This window comes from Trueperaceae bacterium (assembly GCA_031581195.1).
Lineage (GTDB): Bacteria > Deinococcota > Deinococci > Deinococcales > Trueperaceae > SLSQ01.
The window spans coordinates 1-17,784 of the sequence record JAVLCF010000046.1; the positions used below are offsets into that span (position 1 = coordinate 1).

Consider the following 17,784-nt stretch of genomic DNA (forward strand, 5'->3'; position numbering starts at 1 on the left):
ATCACCGCCCTCGCCCTCGCGCGGTTGGGGCGCCGCGTGGCGCTCCTCGACGACGTCGGCGACGACCCGCACGGCGCCGTGATCGCGGACGCCCTCCGGCGCGACGGCGTCGCGACCGACCTGCTCCGGCGCGACGCGCGCGGCACCGCCGTCACGGTCGTCCTGCCCACGAACGGCGACCGGGCGTTCGTCACGCACCTCCCCCCCGACCCCGCCCCCCTCGACCTCGCCGCGGCGCTCGCGCGGACGCGCCCCCGCTGGCTGCACGTCGCCGGCACCGCCCCCGCCCTCGCGTTCCCGGACCTCGTGACGCTCGCGCGCGATGCGGGCGTCCAGGTCGCCTTCGACCCCGGGTGGCACGACGACGACCTCGACGCGCCGGAGGTGCGCGCGCTCGCCTTCGCGTGCGACGCGCTGCTGCCCAACCGCAGCGAAGCGGCCCGCCTCGCCGGCCTGCCCGACGACGACGCGGCGCCCGCCGCCCTCGCGCACCTCGCGGCGCAACGCCCCGACGGCGTGACGGTCGTCAAGGACGGCGCGCGGGGCGCCTGGGGCGTCGCGCCGGGCACGCCCGACGCGCGGCACGCCGCCGTCCCCGCCGTCCCCGTCGTCGACGCGACCGGGGCGGGCGACGTGTTCGACGCGGCGTTCCTCGACGCCTGGATCGACGGCGTCCCCCTCGAGGACGCCCTGTACGCCGGCGCGGCGGCGGGCGCCGCGGCGGTGGGCCGGATCGGCGGCGCGACCGGCGCCCCGACGGCCCGCCCGACGCGCGAAAGGAGCGAAGCGTGAAGATCGCGATTCTGGGGGGCGGCAGCGCCTACGCCCCCGGCCTGGTGGCGGCGTTCGCGGAGAAGGCCGACGCCTTCGACGGCGCGGAACTGTTCCTGATGGACGTCGCGGAGGCGGAACTCCAGATCGTGGCGCGCCTCGCGCGCCGCCTCCTCGAGGGCACCTCCCTCACGGTCCGGGCCGGCACCGACCGCGTCGCGGCGCTCGACGGCGCGACGCACGTCCTGACGACGTTCCGGGAGGGCGGCCTCGACGCCCGCGAGCGGGACGAGACCGTCCCGCTGCTGCACGGCGTCGTCGGGCAGGAGACGATCGGTCCCGGCGGCTTCTTCTTCGCCACCCGCACGCTTCCCGTGATCCGGGCCGTCACCGACGAGATGCGCGCCTGGGCGCCGGGCGCGACGCTGGTGAACTACGCCAACCCGACGCAGATCGTCGCCGAAGCCGTGCAGCGCCACACCGACGTCCCCGTCGTCGCCATCTGCGACCAGGCGGACGACGACCGCGTGCACGTCGCCGCCGCCCTCGACCTCGCGCCGCACGAGGTGGAGCTCGAGGCGTACGGCGTGAACCACGCCACCTGGAGTTCGCACGTCCGCATCCGGGGCGAGGACGGCGTCGCGCGCATGATCGCGGAGGCCGACCGGGTGCACGCCCGCGAGGACGTGTCGAACCGCACGAAACGCCAGTTCGAGCTCACCCGCCGCTTCGGGCAGGTCCCGAACTCCTACCTGCAGTACAGCTACTACCCCGAAGCGACGCTCGCCGAAGCGAAGGCCGCGAAGCGCACCCGCGCCGCCACGATCCGCGCCGACCTCCCCGCCGACTACGCCCACTTCGCGGAGCAGGCGGACGCGAAGGTGCCGCACCTGACGCGCGGGCGCGGCGGGTCGGTGTTCGGCGACTTCGCCGTCCGCGTCCTCGAGGCGCTCGCGACCGGCCGGCGGGCCCGCCTGATCCTCAACGTCCGCAACGAGGGGCGGGTCGTGCCCGACCTGGACGCCGACCGCATCGTCGAGGTGCCCAGCGTCGTGGAGGACGGCGTCGTGACGCCCGAACGCCAGGCACCGCTCGCGGCGGACCGGGCCGGCCTGATCCGCATGCTGGCCGACTACCAGGTGGCCGCCGCGGACGCCATCTGGGCGGACGACCGCGCGGCGTGGCCGCGCGCGCTGGCCGCCAACCCCCTCGTGGGGTCGCTCGACCTCGCCGACGCGCTCCTGCGCGACCGGGCGGCCGCCGGCCCCTGACCGGCGGCCCCGCGGGGCCGCGGGGCGGTCAGTCGAACCCGGCGGCCGGCTGCGGCACCCGCACGGGGCCGCTGCACGGCATGCCCTCCTCGAACAGGGCGCGTTCGTCCTCCGGCAGCCGCGCGCGCGCCAGATCGCGAATGCCGTTGACGCCGATGAAGAACTCGCGCATCATCACGACCAACAGGTAGCGTCCGGTCTCCGAGAGCTCGAGCACCTCGTCGTCGTCCCGCGAAAACGCTCCGGCGGCCTTGAGGAACAGGTACTCCGACCAGAGCGCCCGCTCGACCGGCACGCCGGTCCGCTCGCGGAAGCTGCGCTTGTCGAGCCGCAAGCCGAACAGGTCCATCATGAGGCGGTAGCGCCGCCGGTCGGCGCGGTTCAGCGGCATGTGCGCATCGACGCTGAGCCGCCCGCCCTCCACCGCCTCGTTGTACGCCCGGAGGCTGAACGGGTTGGCGTACAGCTCCTCGTCGAGGTAGCTGAACGACCCGGACCCGATCCCGACGTACTCGTCGTGATCGACGATGTACTCGTCGATCATCCGCGACGTCTTGCGCGAAAACGCCCACGCCGAGGTCGCTTCGAACGCCTCCGAGAGGCGCCGGGACAACAATCGGTACTGGCGTTCCTCGCGCCCGTAATCGACCCTCCCGAGCGCCTTCTCGAGCGGCTTCTCCACCGCGGGCGACACCATCAACGGGTAGTACGTGACCTGATCCGCGCCGGTCGCGGTGAGCGCCTCGACGTCGCGCAGCAGCACGTCGTCGCTGAGGGACGGCAGGTTGAAGATCATGTCGACGTTCAGGGTCGTGAGGCGGCCCGCGGCGAGTTCGAGCCCCCGCAGGATCTCCTCGGCGGACCCGTACGCATCGAAGCGTTTCATCTGCCGCAACAGTTCGTCGTCGAGGCTCTGCACCCCGACCGACAAGCGGTCGACGTGCCCCTCGAGCTGCCCGAGGATGGCGTCCGTCAGGTGGTTCGGGTTCGTCTCGGTGGAGACCTCCTCGACGTCGAACAGCTCCTTGGCGAGCTGGATCGTTTCGACGAGCTCCTCCGGCATCACCGTCGGCGTGCCGCCCCCGACGTACATCGACGTGAAGGCGTAGCCGCGGTCGGCGACCCGCCGCATCTCCTCGCGCAGGTTCCGGAAGTAGCGCGTCGCGGCGTCCTCCTGGAACGGAAAGCGGTTGAACGAGCAGTAGGGACACAGCCGGTGACAGAACGGCACGTGCGCGTACAGAAGGTAGCCGCCCCGGTGCGACGGGCGCGGCAGGTCGCCGGGCCGGTACGGCTCAAGGCGGAGTTGTTGGTCGCGGAGACCGCGGAGGCGGGCGGTGAGGAGGCGTTCGGCGATCACGCGGCCGGTCCCCCGGCGGCCGCGCACGGACTCGTGGGAGCGGCGGTATGCATGCGGGGAGGATACCGCGGGGGGTCGGGACGTTCGTCGGCCGCGCCGCCCCCCTCCCGCCGGGGCGCGGGGGTAGGATTCGCGGCATGCCGCCGTCCTCCTCCGACCGCAGCGTCGACCGGGTCGTGGCCGCCCTCCACGCGCTCGGCCTTCCCGCCGACGTGCGCGAGATGCCGGGCTCGACCCGCACCGCCGCGGACGCCGCCGACGCGGTCGGCTGCAGCGTCGCGCAGATCGTGAAGTCCCTCGTGTTCGACGCCGAGGGGGACCTCGCGTTGGTGCTGGTGGGCGGTGACCTGCGCGTCGACGAGGCGCACCTCGGCGCGATCCTCCGTCGCGACGTCCGCCTGGCCGACCCCACCCGCGTCCGCGAGGCGACCGGCTTCGCGATCGGTGGGGTCGCCCCCGTCGGGCTCCGCACCCCGCTCCCGACGTACCTGGACGATCGACTCCTCCGCCACGCGGTCGTGTGGGCGGCGGCGGGCACGCCGCGGTCGGTCGTGCCGCTCGACCCCGCCCGCCTCGCCGACGCCACCGGCGCGACGCCCGTCGCGTTGCAGGCGCCGGCGTGAGCGGCGCCGCCGGACCGGGCGACGCGCGACGCTTCGCCATCCGGCTGCTGCACATCAACGTCGGGCTGGCGGTGTTCGGGGCGAGCGTCGCGCTGATGCTGGCGGCCGGCGTGGGGCTGGGCCCCTGGGACGTGTTCCACGAGGGGTTGGCGCTGCGGACGCCCCTCACCGTCGGGCAGGCGATGGTCGGCGCCGGGCTGGCGCTGCTGGCGGTCGCGTGGGGGCTGGCGGGCGTCCGGCCGGGCCTCGGCACGGTCCTGAACATGGCGCTCATCGGACCGTGGGTGGACCTGTTCCTCGCCCGCCCCTGGTTCCCCGACCCCGGCGGCGGGGTGGACGGGTGGGCGTGGTTCCTGACGGGCCTCGCGCTCAACGGCGTCGCGACCGGCCTCTACATCACCGCCGGCCTGGGGGCGGGGCCCCGCGACGGCTTCGCCCTCGCCCTCGCCGACCGGTTCGGGACGTCGGTGCGGCGCGCCCGGACCGGGGTGGAGGCGATCGTGTTGGCGTCGGGGTGGGCGCTCGGCGGGACGGTCGGGTTCGGCACGCTGGCCTTCGCGGTCGCGATCGGGCCGCTCATGCAGGCCGGCCTGCGGGCGGCCCGCCCCCTCGAGGGGGCGTACGGGACGCCCGCCCCTGGTTCCGCCCCCTGACCGCCGGGTCGACTGGGGACGTGTCGCACCACACGTGGAACTACCAAGCGACCCTCCGCGCGGCCGGCTACCGCGTCACCCCGCAACGCGAACGCCTGATGGACGTCGTGTGCGCCGCGGGACGGCGACTCACGGCGCAGGAGGTGTGCGACGCCGTCGCGCAGCCCGCGCCGGACGGGGGGCCGGCGATGAACCCGGCGACGGTGTACCGCAACCTGCGCTTCCTGAGCGAACGGGGCCTGCTGCGCACGGTCCGCGATCCGGAGGGCCGCGACCGCTACGCGCTGGGAGGCCCGGCGTCGCACCACCACCTCCGGTGCCGCGCGTGCGGCACCGAGCTGGAGGTCGACGGAAGCGTCACCGACGCGGCGTACGCGCGCATTGCGCGCGCGACCGGCTTCGTCGTCGACACCGACCACCTGGTCCTGGAGGGCCTCTGCGCCCCCTGTCGCGCCGGCGCCCGCTGAGGCCGGCGGCGCCCCCTGCTATCCTCGGCCCGGCGCGCGCCCGTAGCTCAGTCGGATAGAGCGGCCGCCTCCTAAGCGGCAGGTCACAGGTTCGAATCCTGTCGGGCGCACCACCCCACCGCCGCCCCCGCGAGCGGACCGGCGGGCGGCGCGGGACGTCCGCCCGTGCGCCCGTCCGCCCGGGCGTCTATGCTGCGGCGAGGAGGTGGACCATGCTGGTTCGCGAATGCATGCAGCGAGACCCCGTCACGGTGGCGCCCGACACGCCGGTCCTCGAAGCGGAGTGGCGCATGCAGGAGGGCGGCTTCCGGCACCTCCCGGTCCTCGACGCGTACGACCGGCTGGTCGGCATCGTCAGCGACCGCGACCTGCGCGAGGCGGCGCCGTCGGACGCGACCGCCCTGTCGCGCCAGGAGCTCACGTACCTCCTCAGCCGCCTCGCGGTGAAGGACGTCATGAGCGCGGACGTGACGACCGCCCGCCCCAACGAACCGGCGGAGACCGCCGCCCACCGCATGCGCGACGCGAAGCTCGGCGCGCTCCCCGTCGTCGACGACGGCCGCCTCGTCGGGATCGTCACGACCACCGACATGCTCGATGCGCTCGTGCAGATGCTCGAGGCCGCGCGCGGCGCGAGCCGCTCGGAGCCCCGCTGACCCCCACCACGCCGCCCCGTGCCGCGCCCCGCCGCGCCGCCCGGCCGACCGCCGGCCGGACCGTCGTCGCGACCCTGGTGGCGTGCGTCGCCCTCGCCGCGGCGGCGATCGCGACGGCCGCCCCGCCCCCGGGCGGCGTGCCGGTCGCGGTGCTGGTGCCGGACGCCGCGACGACGATGCTGGGCACGATCGCGGCGGCCTGGCCCGACGCGCCGGTCGTCGGGGTCGACGTCGACCGCGACGCGCTCGACGTCCGCACCGTCCGCTACCCCGCCCCCGACGCCGCCGGCGACGCCGCCCGCGCGGCGGTCGCGGACGGCGCGTGGGCGGTCGTCTGCTGCGAAACCGAGGCCGCCACCACCGCCGTGGCGGACGCCCTCGCCGGCCGCGACGCGCTGCTGGTGTCGCCGTACGGCGGCGCGGTCCGTGCCGCCGCCGGCCGCCAGGTCGTCCTGGGGCTCGCCCCCGCCGAAGCGCTCCGCGCGTTCGTGCGCGACGCGTACGCGGAGGGCGCCCGCGCGATCGGCGTGATGACGCCCGAGGGGCTCGAGGGCGACGTCGCCCTCGAGGCGCTCCGCGGGACCTTCGCCGCGGGGGACCTGACGCTGCGCGGCGTCGGCCGCTACCCCGCCGGCGCGACGCCGCTCACGCCGGAGGCGTTGTGGGTCGCGACGCGCCTTCCCGACGTCGTCGTCGCTTGGGATGACGCCGCCGGCGCGCAGGCCGCCTGGCGGGCGTTGCGGGCGCGGGGCTGGAACGGTCCCGTGTACGCCCCCGCCACGGTGCTGGACGTCCCGTCCGGCCCCCCGCGCGGCGGCGGGCCGGAGGGCGAGGTCCGCCTCGCGGTCCCCCCCGCCGCCGTCTGGACGGCGCTGCCCGCCGGCGACCCCGCCCGAGCATGGGCGATCGACGCCCGCACGGTCGGCGGGGGACGCCTCGGGTCGGCGCCCGGCCGCAGCGACGGCGCGCGGGCGTACGACGCCCTGGCGTTGGTGGCCCGCGCCGCGGCCGCCGGACCGACCGACGCCGCCGCGCTGCGCGCCGCGACGTTCGCGCTCGGTCCGCTCGACCTGGCCGCCGGTCGCTACGCGCCGACCCCGCGCACGCCGTGGGCCGGTACCGCGGAGGGCACCCGGCCGGCAAGGCTGGTGGCCGGTCGCCTGCAACCCCGCTGACGCCGCGGCCGACGCACGGGGGCGTTCGCGGGGGTGCGCCCGTGGGCCGGGCGGCGGGCGGCTGCGGGACCGCGCGCTAGACTGCGGGCAATGACCGATTCGTTGCACCGTCTCGAAACCGAATTCGAGGACCTGGAGCGGGCCCTCGCCGACCCGGAGGTGCTGGCCGACCCGGCCCGCTACCGGGAGGCGTCGCGCCGCTACGGTGACCTCCGCGACACCGTCGCGGCGATCCGCCGGCTCCGCGAGGTCGATGCGTCGCTCGAGGCGACGCGCGACCTGGTCCGCGACCCCGACCTCGCCGACCTCGCCCGCGACGAACTCGCGACGCTGGAGACGCAGCGCGCCGACCTCGACGCGACGCTCCGCGACGCCCTCGCCCCGAAGGATCCCTACGACGGCAAGGACGTCATCCTGGAGATCCGCGCGGCGGCGGGGGGCGACGAAGCGTCGCTGTTCGCGCGGGAGCTGCTGGACGCCTACCGGCGCTACGCCGAACGACGTGGCTTCGTCCTGGAGATGCTCGACGCCTCCCCCAGCGGCGTCGGGGGGCTCAAGGAGGCCTCCTGCGAAGTGCGGGGGCGCGGCGCGTACGGCGCCCTGAAGTTCGAGTCGGGCGTCCACCGCGTCCAACGCGTCCCGGAAACCGAAACGCAGGGCCGCATCCACACCAGCACCGTCACGGTCGCGGTCCTCCCCGAAGCGGAGGCGGTGGACGTCGCGCTGGAACCGTCGGACTACCGCGTCGACGTCTTCCGCGCGTCGGGGCCGGGCGGGCAGTCGGTCAACACCACCGATTCCGCGGTGCGCCTCACCTACCACCCCGGCGCGGCGGACGAGATCGTCGTCACCTGCCAGGACGGCAAGTCGCAACACAAGAACAAGGAGAAGGCGTTGGCGGTCCTGCGCGCCCGCCTGCTGGAGCGCGAGCGGGCGCGCGCCGACGCCGAAGCGCGCGAAGCGCGCCTCGTGCAGATCGGCAGCGGCGACCGCTCGGAGAAGGTCCGGACCTACAACGTCCCGCAGTCGCGCGTCACCGACCACCGCATCGGCTTCACCAGCCACGACCTCGCCGGCGTGCTCGGCGGGGACTTCGACGCCCTCGTCGAGGCGCTCCGCACCGCGGAGCGCGAGGCGGGCCTCGCCGACGCCGCCGTCCCCGAGCGGACCGGTGGCCCGGCGTGAGTTCGTCGTTGCCGCGGCCATCCTCCTCGATGCGCGAGGACGGGTGCTGCTCGTCGGCAACGACTGGCAAGGACGGGGGCACGTCCGCTGGACGCTGCCCGGCGGGGTGGTCGAACGCCACGAATCGACCGTCGACGCGCTCGGGCGCGAGGTCCACGAGGAGACCGGCCTGAACGTCACGCGCATCGAGCACATGGCGTACGCCGTCCACGTCGAGGACCGCCGGCGCAACGACCGCGCCATCAGTTTCGCGTTCCTCGCGGAGTACGACGGCCTGCTCAACCCCCGCGATCCCGACGGCTTCATCGTCGAGGCGCGCTTCGTGCCCGCCGACGCGATCCGCGACACGATCCCCATCCCACCCCTCCGCGAGCCCCTGATCCGCTACCTGCAGGACCGTCGCCCGGGCCGGTTCTTCGCGTACGCCGGATGGGACGGTCGCGGCCTGCACGTCGTGGACGCCGTCGCACCCCCCACCGGCCGGCCGGGGGCCCCCTCCACGGCCGGCGACGCGCCGCCCCCCGCCGACCCGCCCTCCTCCGACGTCGCCGCCGACGTCGCCCCCGGGCTCGCGCCCCGCGACCCGGACGACGATTGAGCGGCGCCGGCCCCGCAGCCCCCGCCCCCGAGGGGCCCGTCCCCCTCGCAACCGCCCTCGAGCGTCTCGAAGCGGACGGGCGCGCGACGTTCGCGCGGCGGGCGGCCGCCCCCGACGACGTGGCACGGGATGCGGCGCTCGGGGCGGTCCTCGCCCGCGACCTCGTCGCGAGCGACGACCACCCGAACGTCGACGACAGCGCCCTCGACGGCGTCGCGTGCCGCGCGGCGGACGCCGCGGACGCGACCGCCGCGTCGCCGGTGCCGTTGACGCTCGTCGGCGAGTCCGCGGCCGGCCGCCCGTTCGGGGGGCGCGTCGAGGCCGGCCAGGCGGTCCGCATCCAGACCGGCGCGGCGGTCCCCGACGGCGCCGACGCGATCCTCCGCATCGAGGACGTCGAGGTGCGCGGCGACACCGCCTGGTTGGCGGCGCCCGCGACGCCCGACGCGATTCGGCGGCGCGGCCAGAGCGTCCGCGCGGGCGACGTGACGCTGTCGGCCGGCGTCCGCATCGACGTCGGCGCGATCGCCCTCGCCGCGGCGATGGGGCGCGCGACCGTCCCGGTCGTGCCGCCCCTCCGGGTGGGGGTCGTCACCGGCGGGGACGAGCTCGTCCCGCCCGGCGCGCCGCTCGGTCCGGGCGACGTGTACGACGCCAACGGACCGACCCTGACGGCGCTCGTGCGTCGGGCCGGGGCGAAGCCGGTGGTCCTCCCGTCGCTGCGCGACGACGATGGCGACGTCGAGGCGCTCCTGGAGGCCCTCCCGCCCCTCGACGTGCTGGTCACGTGCGGCGGCATCTCGATGGGTCGCTACGACCGGGTGCGCGACCTGCTGGCCCGCGAGGGGCGGACGGTGTTCCGCAAGGTGCGCCTCAAGCCGGGCGGCCCCGCGACGTTCGCGTACGTCGGGGACCTTCCCTGGTTGGCGTTGCCCGGCAACCCGGTGTCCGCCACCGTCACGTTCCTGCTGCTGGCCCGCACCTGGATGGACGCCGCGATGGGCGCGACCGCCCCCGCGCCGGCCCACCGGCGCCTCCCGGCGGTCGCCGGCGAACCGCTCGCCGCGGCGGGCGCCAAGGCGACGCTCCTCCGCGTCCGGCTCGCGCGCGAGGGCGCCACCCTCGTCGCGACCCGGACGGGGAACCAGAACTCCGGGGTGGTGCGCAGCCTGCACGATGCGGACGCCCTCGCCCTCGTTCCGCCCGACGCGCAGCTCGCGGCGGGCGACCCGGTCGACGTGCTGCCGTTGGACGCGCTGCTCGGCCGCCCGTGACGGGCGCGCGGTGGTCGCGCGCGGCGTTCGCCGCGCCCGCCGACGTCGTCGCGCGGAGGCTGCTGGGGGCGGTGCTGGAGGTCGCGCCGCGCGACGGGGCGGACGCCCCGGTGCGACGCGGCCGGATCGTGGAGACCGAGGCGTACCTGGGGGCCGCGGACGCCGCCTGCCACGCCGCCCGCGGCCGCACCGCCCGCACCGAACCGATGTACGGGCCGCCCGGCACGGTGTACGTCTACCTGATCTACGGGCTGCACCACCTCCTGAACCTCGTCGCGGCGGAGGTCGGCGACCCGCACGCGGTGTTGATCCGGGCCCTGGAGCCGCTCGACGCGCCCCCGGCCGCCACCGCGCGGGAGGCGCGCACGCGCAGCGCCGGACCGGGCCGGGTAGGGCGTTGGCTGGACGTCGACCGGCGCGACGATCGCGGGGACGCGGTCACCGGCCGCATCGCGGTGCGCGACGGGACGCCCCCGGCCCGCGTCGCGGTCGGGCCCCGCATCGGGGTGGCGTACGCCGGGGCGTGGGCGGGCGCGCCGCTCCGCTTCGGGGATGCGGACAGCGCCCTCCTGTCGCGGCCCTTCCCCCCCGAGCCGACCTGAGGTCCGCCCGGACGCGACCCCCTGGGTGCGCCGGCGGTCGCGGGGGACCCGCGTCGGAGGGATGGGTCGGGGGGGCGGGTCGGGGCGAGGGTCGGGGGCGTTGCAGACCGCCGCTCGGGCGGCTGGCAGGATGCAGGGATGATCCCTCACGGCCTCCATCACGTCACCGCGGTGTCCGCCGCGATCCGCGACAACCTCCGCTTCTACACCGAGACGTTGGGGTTGCGCCTGGTGAAGCGCAGCGTCAACCAGGACGACGTCTCCGCCTACCACCTGTTCTACGCCGACGGCGCCGGCTCCCCCGGGAGCGACCTGACGTTCTTCGATTTCGCGGTGCCGCGCGAGCGGCGCGGCGGGCACGTCGTGACCCGCACGCACCTCCGCGTCGCGGACGACGACGCGATCGCCGGGTGGGAGGCGCGCCTCCGCGACCGGGGCGTCGCCACCGACGCCGTCACGACGGTGGACGGGCGGACGACCCTCGCGTTCGAGGATCCCGAGGGGCAACGCCTGGCGCTGGTCGCCGACGGCGGCGCCGGCGACCCGCCGGTGCCGTGGGGCGGCAGCGACGTGCCCGAAGCGATGCAGATCCGTGGCTTGGGGCCGGCCCGCGCGACCGTGCCCCGCGCCGACGCGAGCGAGGTGTTGTTGGTGCAGGTGTTCGGCCTCCACCACGACCGGACGTACGAGCTGGACGGTCGCGAGGTGCGGGTGTTGGCGATGGGGGACGGCGGCCCGCACGCCGAGGTCCACCTGGAGATCGCCCCCGACCTGCCCGCCGCCCGTCCCGGCGCGGGCGGCGTGCATCACGTCGCGTTGCGCGTCCGCGACGCCGACTACCGCGCGTGGAGCGACCGCCTGCGGAGCCTGGGGGTGCCGAACAGCGGACCGGTGGACCGCTTCTGGTTCGAGAGCCTGTACGTCCGCGACGGCAACGGCCTGTTGTTCGAGCTGGCGACGGACGGGCCCGGCTTCGCCGTCGACGAGGACCCCGAGCACTTGGGCGAGGCGGTCGTCCTTCCGCCGTTCCTGGAGCCGCGTCGGGCGGAGATCGAGGCGGGCCTCACCCCCCTCGACTGAGTCGATCCCGTGCGGGCGTCAGGCCTGCGCCCCGCCCGCCCCGCCGGTCGGCGGCAGGTCGTCGGCGTCGGTGTCCTCGTCGTCGGCCCCCGCTTCGTCGTCGGCGTCCCCCGGGTCCCCGAGGTCCTCGAGCGTCAGCTCGCCGCTCGCGAGGGCGGCGGCGAGCTCCTCGCCCTCGAAGTCGGTGACGGTGTCGGCGATCAACGCCAAGGCCCGCTCGGCGTCCGCTTCGGGCACCATCACGACGGTCGTCCCGACGCCCGGCGCCCCGAGGTGGCTGGTGACGTCGTCCATCGGGTCGGCGCCGCGCACGACCGCGACCATGCCCTCCTCCTCGAGGAGGGCGGCGACCATCTCCGCCAGCGGTTGCGCCGGCGCGACGTCAACGACCGTCCAGCGGTCGCCGTTGAGGGTCACGACCGCGCCCTTGAGGCCCTCGGGCGTCACGCCGCGCCCTCCCCCGCCGACAGCGCGAGGGCGAGCTCGCGGTAGACCTCCGTCGCGATCTCGAGGTGGTCGACCGACACCGACTCCCGCGTCGTGTGCGCCACCTCCTCCTCGCCGGGACCGAAGCCCAGCACCACCGCGCCGCGTTGCGCGAGGTGCGGCGCGTCGGTCGCGAACCACCAGGTGCCCTCCTCGTACGCCACCCCGCGGGCGGGGAGTTCGCGCCGCAGCACCTCCCGCGCGCGGGTGACGAGCGCGTTCTCGCCGGGCGCGAGGTAGGCGGGGTTCACGCCGGGGATGGTGGCGCGCACCTCCCCGGATTCCGACGTGCGTTCGGCGTCCCCGACGACGAGGGTCGCGTCGGGGTCGAGCGCCTGCAGGCGCGCCAGGACCGCCTCGGGCGGGTCGTCGGGGAGGTTGCGGTAGTCGATGGTGACGACCGCTTCGCCCGGCACGACGTTGCGGCCGCCCTCGGGGTGGCTGACGAGGCCGGTCGGGGTGGCGGTCGACGCTCCCAACGGCCCGCCGGAGGGTAGCTCCAGCGCGTCGAGCGCCTCCAGGTACCGCGCGGCGCGCAGCAGCGCGTTCGCCCCGAGCTCCGGTTTCGCGGCGTGCGCGATGCGGCCGGGGAGGTGCACGTCGACCTCGATGCGGCCCCGGTGACCGAGCTTGAACTGCAGTTTGCTGGGTTCCCCGAGCACGACGACGTCGGCGGGGATCGTCGCCCCGAGGTGCCGCGCGCCGAGCCCCCCGATCTCCTCCTGCACGACGCCGGTGACGTACAACGTCCCCCGGAACCCGCGCTCCGCGGCCTGCGCCGCGGCGACGGTCATGCAGGCGAGGCTGGACTTCATGTCCGACGCGCCGCGGCCCCACAGGCGGCCGTCCACGACGTCGCCGGACAACGGCGGGTGCGGCCAGGCGCTGGCGTCGCCGAGCGGGACGGTGTCGACGTGCCCGTTCAGCATCACGGTCGGCCCCTCGCCCCGCTCGAAGACGCCGACGGCGTTGCCGGCGGCGTCGATCCAGGCGCGGTCGAACCCGTGCGCCTCGAACGCGGCGATCAGGACGTCCACGGCGGGGCGTTCGCGCGTGGAGGGGCTGGGGGCCTGCACGAGGCGGCGGGCGAGATCGACGGTCGGGCTGTCGTCAGTCATGCGGCATCCTACCGCCCGGGGGGCGCGGCGCGGCTCAGGCGATCCGGTGGCGGGCGAGGTCGACGCGTCCGCCCTCCACCCGGACGCCCTCGCGGCGGAGCAACGCGACCTGCAGCTCCCCCGTCCCGAGCGTCCACGTGCGGATCTCGCCGCGCGCGTTCACGACCCGGTGCCACGGGAACGTCGGGTCGTCGGCGGCGAGGCGGCGCAGGGCCGCCCCCACCTGCCGGGCGGCGCCGGGCCGACCGGCCCACGCCGCGACGTCGCCGTAGCTCGCGACGTAGCCCGGTGGGATGTGCCGCACGACCGTCCCGACCGCCGTCCGGAAGTCGCGGAGGGCGGCGGCGGGCACCTCGTGCGCGTCGCTGGGGGCCGGACGGGCGTCGACGGGGTCGTGAGCCACGGCGCCAGGGTAGCGCGGCTGGGGTAGGGTCGCGGCGTGGACGGGACCGACCCCACCTGGCAGGGCCTCATCGCGTTCGCCGCCTGGACGTTCCTGGCGAGCACCCTCGCGGTGGCGGCGTCGGCGATTCCTGCCGTCGCGAAGGCCGCCCCGCGCCTCGTACCGATCGGGTTCCTCGGCGGGATCGTGAGCTTCGTGCTGGTCCTGCTCGCGTGGGGCCTGCCGCGGCTGTTCGGCGGCGGCTGAGCGGACCGCGGCCGCCTCTGCTATCCTCGGCGCCCGAACGCGGGCGCGACGCCTGCGGCGAGGGGAGGTGCGCGTGCGCGCCCACGTCATCACCTACGGCTGCCAAATGAACGAGTACGACACGCACACGATCCGTTCGGAGCTCGTCGCGGGCGGGCACCACCTCGTCGACCACCCCGACGACGCCGACCTCGTGCTGATCAACACGTGCGCCGTGCGCGGCAAACCGGTGGAGAAGGTCGTGTCGTTGCTCGGGGAGTTCCGCAAGGCCAAGCGCGCGGGGCGGGACCTGACGGTCGGGATGATGGGGTGCCTCGCGCAGCTCGAGGAGGGCCAGGCGATCGCCCGCAAGTTCGAGGTGGACGTCCTCCTCGGGCCCGGCGCGATCACCGACGTGCACGACGCGTTGACGGCGATCGACGCCGGCCGCGAGCGCTACGAGAGCCTGCGCTTCAAGACCGACCTCGACACCCTCGTCCCGCCGGCGCCCGACGCGCTGACGGGGTTCCTGACGATCATGCGGGGCTGCGACCACCACTGCACCTACTGCATCGTGCCGACGACGCGCGGGCCGGAGGTGTCCCGCCCCGTCGAGAGCATCCTCGCCGAAGCGGAGGCGATGCGCGACGCGGGCGTGCAGGAGGTCGTGCTGTTGGGGCAGAACGTCAACAGTTACGGCCTGAAGGACGCTTCGCTGCCCAGCTTCGCGGAGCTGTTGCGGCGCGTCGCGCAGGTCGGCATTCCGCGCGTGAAGTTCACGACGAGCCACCCGATGAACTTCAGCAGCGACGTGATCGACGCCATCGCGGAGGAACCCAACGTCGCGAACTACGTCCACCTCCCGGTCCAGTCGGGCAGCGACCGGGTGTTGCGGCGCATGGCGCGCGAGTACCGCCGCGAGCGCTACCTCGACATCGTGCGCGAGATCCGCGCCAAGATCGACGACGTCGTCCTCAGCACCGACGTGATCGTCGGCTTTCCCGGGGAGAGCGAAGCGGACTTCGAGGCGACCCTCTCGCTGTTCGAGGAGGTCGGCTACGAGCACGCCTACACGTTCGCGTACTCCGCGCGGCCGGGCACCCCCAGCGCCGAGCATTTCGAGGACCTCCCCCGCGAGACGAAGATCGAGCGCCTGCAGCGCCTGATCGACCTGCAGAAGCGCTACGCGTTCGACGCGAACCGGCGCTGGATCGGGCGGCGCGCACGGGTGTTGATCCGCGAAATCCAGGCGGAGGGCGACTACGCGATGGGGCACAGCGACCAGAACCACACGGTGTTGGTCCCCAAGGACCAGGTCCGGCGCCTCGGGCTGCACGACGTCGAGGTCACCCAAGCGACGCCGCACACCCTGTACGGCACCGTCGCGGGGCGCGACGCGACCGCCATCCCGTTGGCCGTCGCCTCGTGAGCCGACCGCCCGCCCCCGCCGGTGCGCCCCCGACGCGCGACTGGTGCGCGACGGCGTTCGTCGTGTGGGAGGGCCGCGTCCTGCTGCATCACCACGCGAAACTGCAGCGGTGGCTGCCGCCGGGCGGACACGTCGAGCTCGACGAACTGCCCGACGACGCCGCCGTCCGCGAGGTCCTCGAGGAGACCGGCGTGCACGTCGAACTGCTCGGGGAGCGCGCGATCCAGGCGCCCGGCCCGCGGCAGCTGCTGCGGCCGCGCGGCATCCAGCTGGAGGGCATCCAGCCGGGCCACGAGCACGTCGACCTCATCTACTTCGCGCGCCCCGTCGCGCCGTACGACGGGACGCTCCCCCGCGCCGAGGACGACCCGTCGCTCGGCTGGTTCGACGCCGACGGTCTCGCCGATCTCGCGCTGGACGCGGAGATGCAGGCGTGGTGTGCCCTGGCGTTGCGCGAGACCGCCGCGCACTAGCGCCCCCCGCGCGCGACCCCGACCCGGGGCCCGCCGTCCCCATCGGCACGCGGTTGACACGGTCGGGACACGCGAGTGGTACAACGGCGTATCCGGGGGAGCGGAGCGCGCGTCGCGCGCACTGCGCTGGGCTTGCACCCGGATGGACGGGAGCACGACGTGGCACACCCCGACCGTGGGCCGGCGCACCTCGCTGCGTCGTGGCGTCGCCTCGCCCCCGTCACGTCCGCGCTTGCGGCGTTCGTGTGCGTCGGTTGCGCGACGCCCCCCAGCCCCCCGGTCAGCGTCGAGGGGTACGTCGTGCCGTCGGGCCTCCCGGCGCCGACGCACGTAGAGAACGTCACCGAACGAACCGCGCCCTCGGACGCCGGCATGCTGGTGTGGTTGACGCCGTCGCCGTCGGAGGCATGGAGCGATCGCGGCGCGCCCGTCGCCCGCGACCCCGACCTCCGCCTCGTCGCACCGAGCGCGGGCGTCGGCACCTCGAACGCCGCCGACGCCCCGAACCCGCCCCCACCGACCCTCGAGACGTTCGCCGCGGACCCCTCGGTTCGAGCCGTCGTCGCGAACCGCCCGGTGCGGACGGCGAACGCTGGCGGCGATCCCCTCCTCGCCCGCCAGTGGCACCTCACCGCCGACCCCGACCCCCGCTGGGACGTCGTCACGTCCCCCCCACCGAACGCCGGGGCGGAGCGCGTGACGCTCGCGGTGATCGACACCGGGATCGCCGCCGACCCGGGGCGCCCCGGGGCGTACCACCCCGACCTCGCGTGCGGGACCGTCCTCGAGGGCGCGACGTTCACGCAGCGCGACGGCGCGATCCACGCCGTGCCGGGCGCCGTCGAACCTCCGGGCCGTCACGCCTCGTTCCATGGGACGCACGTCGCCGGCATCGCCGGCGCGTGTCCCGACAACGGTCTCGGGGGGCGCGGCGTCGACCCCGCCCTCCGGCTCCTACCGATCCGCATCTTCGACGACGAGGGCGGCGCGACGCTCGCCTCGTTGCTGGCGGCGGTCCGCTGGGCGGTCGGCGACGACGTGCCCGGCGCGCCCTCCAACCCGACCCCCGCCGACGTCGTCTCGATCAGCCTGGAGGCGGACGGCGACTGCCGGGGCGCCGACGCCCCCCTCGCCGACGCCTTCGCGGACGTCGCTCGGCGCGGCGTGATCGTGGTGGCCGCCGCCGGCAACGACGCCGCCCCCGAGCCGGCCCTGCCGGCCGCCTGCCCCACCGTCCTCGCGGTCGGTGCGACGGACGACGTGGGGCGCGTAACCGACTACAGCGGGCGTGGCGCCGACGTGTACGCCCCCGGGGGGACCGCCGAACGCGGCGTCCTCAGTACCTTCGCGACCCCCGAGGGCACCCCGACCTACGCGGCGCTGCACGGCACCTCGATGGCCACGCCCTACGTCGCGGCGTGGATCGCGCGGGCGCGCGCCACCCGGGATGGACTCGACGTGGCCGGCGTGCACGCCGCCCTGCACGCGTCGAGCGACGTGACCTACGCGGCCTGCCGCCCGGGTCGCCCGAGCGCGGGCGCGTGTCGCGCTCCGGTCCTGCATCCGGCCCGATTCGCGGCCACCGTCCCCACCGACGCGACGGACGGTCCCCCGCTCCTGCTGCACGTCGCCGACCGGTCCACCGCGGCCGCCACCGCCCGGCTCGACGTCTGGAACGTCGGCGCCGACGCGGTGCGGATCGACGACCCCACGCCCGACGGGCCGTTCGTCGCGATCGAACGCTTCGGTCCCGCCCGCATCCCCCCGGGCGCCTCGACGACGTTTCTCGTGAGCGTCGATCTCGAGGGGGTGCGCACGGCGGGTCGCGCCGGTCGCCACCGCATCGACCTCACGATCGCCGGCGGACGGGGGACGCGGAGCACGACCCTCGATCTCACGTCCGACCGCGACGCCCCGCCCCCCGCGACGACGGTG

At 75.8% G+C, this 17,784-nt stretch carries 20 protein-coding genes and 1 tRNA gene; 17 read left to right on the top strand and 4 right to left on the bottom strand.

Annotation, left to right across the window (positions count from 1 at the left end):
- Together RI554_05770 and RI554_05775 are read left to right on the top strand one after the other, a co-directional pair.
- A partial coding sequence (locus RI554_05770) for a carbohydrate kinase family protein (GenBank protein ID MDR9391519.1) occupies positions 1–792 on the top strand: 792 nt, incomplete at its 5' end.
- Positions 789–2,042, top strand: coding sequence for a hypothetical protein (locus tag RI554_05775; protein MDR9391520.1), 1,254 nt, complete (start codon positions 789–791; stop codon positions 2,040–2,042). The genes RI554_05770 and RI554_05775, both read left to right, overlap by 4 nt.
- Positions 2,043–2,070: 28 nt before the next feature.
- Here RI554_05775 and RI554_05780 read toward each other — a convergent pair whose 3' ends face one another.
- Complete coding sequence (locus RI554_05780) at positions 2,071–3,429, bottom strand: coproporphyrinogen III oxidase family protein (protein ID MDR9391521.1); 1,359 nt, start codon at positions 3,427–3,429, stop codon at positions 2,071–2,073.
- 110 nt (positions 3,430–3,539) lie between these two features.
- Between RI554_05780 and RI554_05785 the strand changes: the two genes are divergently transcribed.
- From RI554_05785 to RI554_05835, 11 genes are all read left to right on the top strand, one after another.
- A complete protein-coding gene (locus RI554_05785) occupies positions 3,540–4,025 on the top strand; it encodes a YbaK/EbsC family protein (protein MDR9391522.1) in 486 nt (161 codons plus the stop codon).
- On the top strand, positions 4,022–4,678 hold the full coding sequence (locus RI554_05790) for a hypothetical protein (protein ID MDR9391523.1): 657 nt from the start codon (positions 4,022–4,024) through the stop codon (positions 4,676–4,678). The genes RI554_05785 and RI554_05790 overlap by 4 nt, the downstream gene beginning before the upstream one ends.
- Before the next feature lie 20 nt (positions 4,679–4,698).
- A complete protein-coding gene (locus tag RI554_05795; protein ID MDR9391524.1) occupies positions 4,699–5,145 on the top strand; it encodes a Fur family transcriptional regulator in 447 nt (148 codons plus the stop codon).
- A gap of 36 nt (positions 5,146–5,181) precedes the next feature.
- Positions 5,182–5,258, top strand: a tRNA-Arg gene (locus tag RI554_05800).
- 99 nt (positions 5,259–5,357) lie between these two features.
- Complete coding sequence (locus RI554_05805; protein ID MDR9391525.1) at positions 5,358–5,801, top strand: CBS domain-containing protein; 444 nt, start codon at positions 5,358–5,360, stop codon at positions 5,799–5,801.
- A 77-nt stretch (positions 5,802–5,878) separates the two neighbouring features.
- Positions 5,879–6,976: an ABC transporter substrate-binding protein gene (locus RI554_05810; protein MDR9391526.1), complete on the top strand. Its 1,098-nt coding sequence runs from the start codon at positions 5,879–5,881 to the stop codon at positions 6,974–6,976.
- 90 nt (positions 6,977–7,066) lie between these two features.
- Positions 7,067–8,161: a peptide chain release factor 1 gene (prfA, locus tag RI554_05815; protein MDR9391527.1), complete on the top strand. Its 1,095-nt coding sequence runs from the start codon at positions 7,067–7,069 to the stop codon at positions 8,159–8,161.
- Positions 8,148–8,759: an NUDIX hydrolase gene (locus RI554_05820; protein ID MDR9391528.1), complete on the top strand. Its 612-nt coding sequence runs from the start codon at positions 8,148–8,150 to the stop codon at positions 8,757–8,759. The genes prfA and RI554_05820 overlap by 14 nt, the downstream gene beginning before the upstream one ends.
- Positions 8,756–10,033, top strand: coding sequence for a molybdopterin molybdotransferase MoeA (locus RI554_05825; GenBank protein ID MDR9391529.1), 1,278 nt, complete (start codon positions 8,756–8,758; stop codon positions 10,031–10,033). The genes RI554_05820 and RI554_05825 overlap by 4 nt, the downstream gene beginning before the upstream one ends.
- On the top strand, positions 10,030–10,635 hold the full coding sequence (locus RI554_05830; GenBank protein ID MDR9391530.1) for a DNA-3-methyladenine glycosylase: 606 nt from the start codon (positions 10,030–10,032) through the stop codon (positions 10,633–10,635). The genes RI554_05825 and RI554_05830 overlap by 4 nt, the downstream gene beginning before the upstream one ends.
- Positions 10,636–10,773: 138 nt before the next feature.
- Positions 10,774–11,715: a ring-cleaving dioxygenase gene (locus RI554_05835; protein ID MDR9391531.1), complete on the top strand. Its 942-nt coding sequence runs from the start codon at positions 10,774–10,776 to the stop codon at positions 11,713–11,715.
- 18 nt (positions 11,716–11,733) lie between these two features.
- On the opposite strand, the gene RI554_05840 is transcribed toward RI554_05835, so the two are convergent.
- The 3 genes from RI554_05840 to RI554_05850 are packed head-to-tail and all read right to left on the bottom strand — an operon-like array spanning position 11,734 to position 13,722.
- Positions 11,734–12,162 carry a DUF2007 domain-containing protein gene (locus tag RI554_05840; protein MDR9391532.1) on the bottom strand — a complete coding sequence of 143 codons (429 nt, stop codon included), beginning with the start codon at positions 12,160–12,162 and terminating at the stop codon, positions 11,734–11,736.
- On the bottom strand, positions 12,159–13,319 hold the full coding sequence (locus RI554_05845) for a M20/M25/M40 family metallo-hydrolase (protein ID MDR9391533.1): 1,161 nt from the start codon (positions 13,317–13,319) through the stop codon (positions 12,159–12,161). Before RI554_05845 ends, RI554_05840 begins: the two co-directional genes overlap by 4 nt.
- A gap of 34 nt (positions 13,320–13,353) precedes the next feature.
- Entirely contained in the window at positions 13,354–13,722 is a 369-nt protein-coding gene (locus RI554_05850) for an MGMT family protein (GenBank protein ID MDR9391534.1), read from the bottom strand.
- A gap of 36 nt (positions 13,723–13,758) precedes the next feature.
- Between RI554_05850 and RI554_05855 the strand changes: the two genes are divergently transcribed.
- From RI554_05855 to RI554_05870, 4 genes are all read left to right on the top strand, one after another.
- Positions 13,759–13,968, top strand: a complete 210-nt coding sequence (locus tag RI554_05855) for a hypothetical protein (GenBank protein MDR9391535.1) — start codon at positions 13,759–13,761, stop codon at positions 13,966–13,968.
- A gap of 73 nt (positions 13,969–14,041) precedes the next feature.
- Positions 14,042–15,376, top strand: a complete 1,335-nt coding sequence (miaB, locus tag RI554_05860; protein ID MDR9391536.1) for a tRNA (N6-isopentenyl adenosine(37)-C2)-methylthiotransferase MiaB — start codon at positions 14,042–14,044, stop codon at positions 15,374–15,376.
- A complete protein-coding gene (locus tag RI554_05865; protein ID MDR9391537.1) occupies positions 15,373–15,849 on the top strand; it encodes an NUDIX domain-containing protein in 477 nt (158 codons plus the stop codon). The genes miaB and RI554_05865 overlap by 4 nt, the downstream gene beginning before the upstream one ends.
- A 159-nt stretch (positions 15,850–16,008) precedes the next feature.
- Positions 16,009–17,784: S8 family serine peptidase (locus RI554_05870; protein MDR9391538.1), on the top strand; the 1,776-nt coding region annotated here is incomplete at its 3' end.

Bases quoted from the DNA above. Each gene is read 5' to 3' on its own strand.
- RI554_05785 (MDR9391522.1), top strand. From the start codon at position 3,540: ATGCCGCCGTCCTCCTCCGACCGCAGCGTCGACCGGGTCGTGGCCGCC.
- RI554_05805 (MDR9391525.1), top strand. From the start codon at position 5,358: ATGCTGGTTCGCGAATGCATGCAGCGAGACCCCGTCACGGTGGCGCCC.
- prfA (MDR9391527.1), top strand. From the start codon at position 7,067: ATGACCGATTCGTTGCACCGTCTCGAAACCGAATTCGAGGACCTGGAG.
- RI554_05835 (MDR9391531.1), top strand. From the start codon at position 10,774: ATGATCCCTCACGGCCTCCATCACGTCACCGCGGTGTCCGCCGCGATC.
- RI554_05845 (MDR9391533.1), bottom strand. From the start codon at position 13,319: ATGACTGACGACAGCCCGACCGTCGATCTCGCCCGCCGCCTCGTGCAG.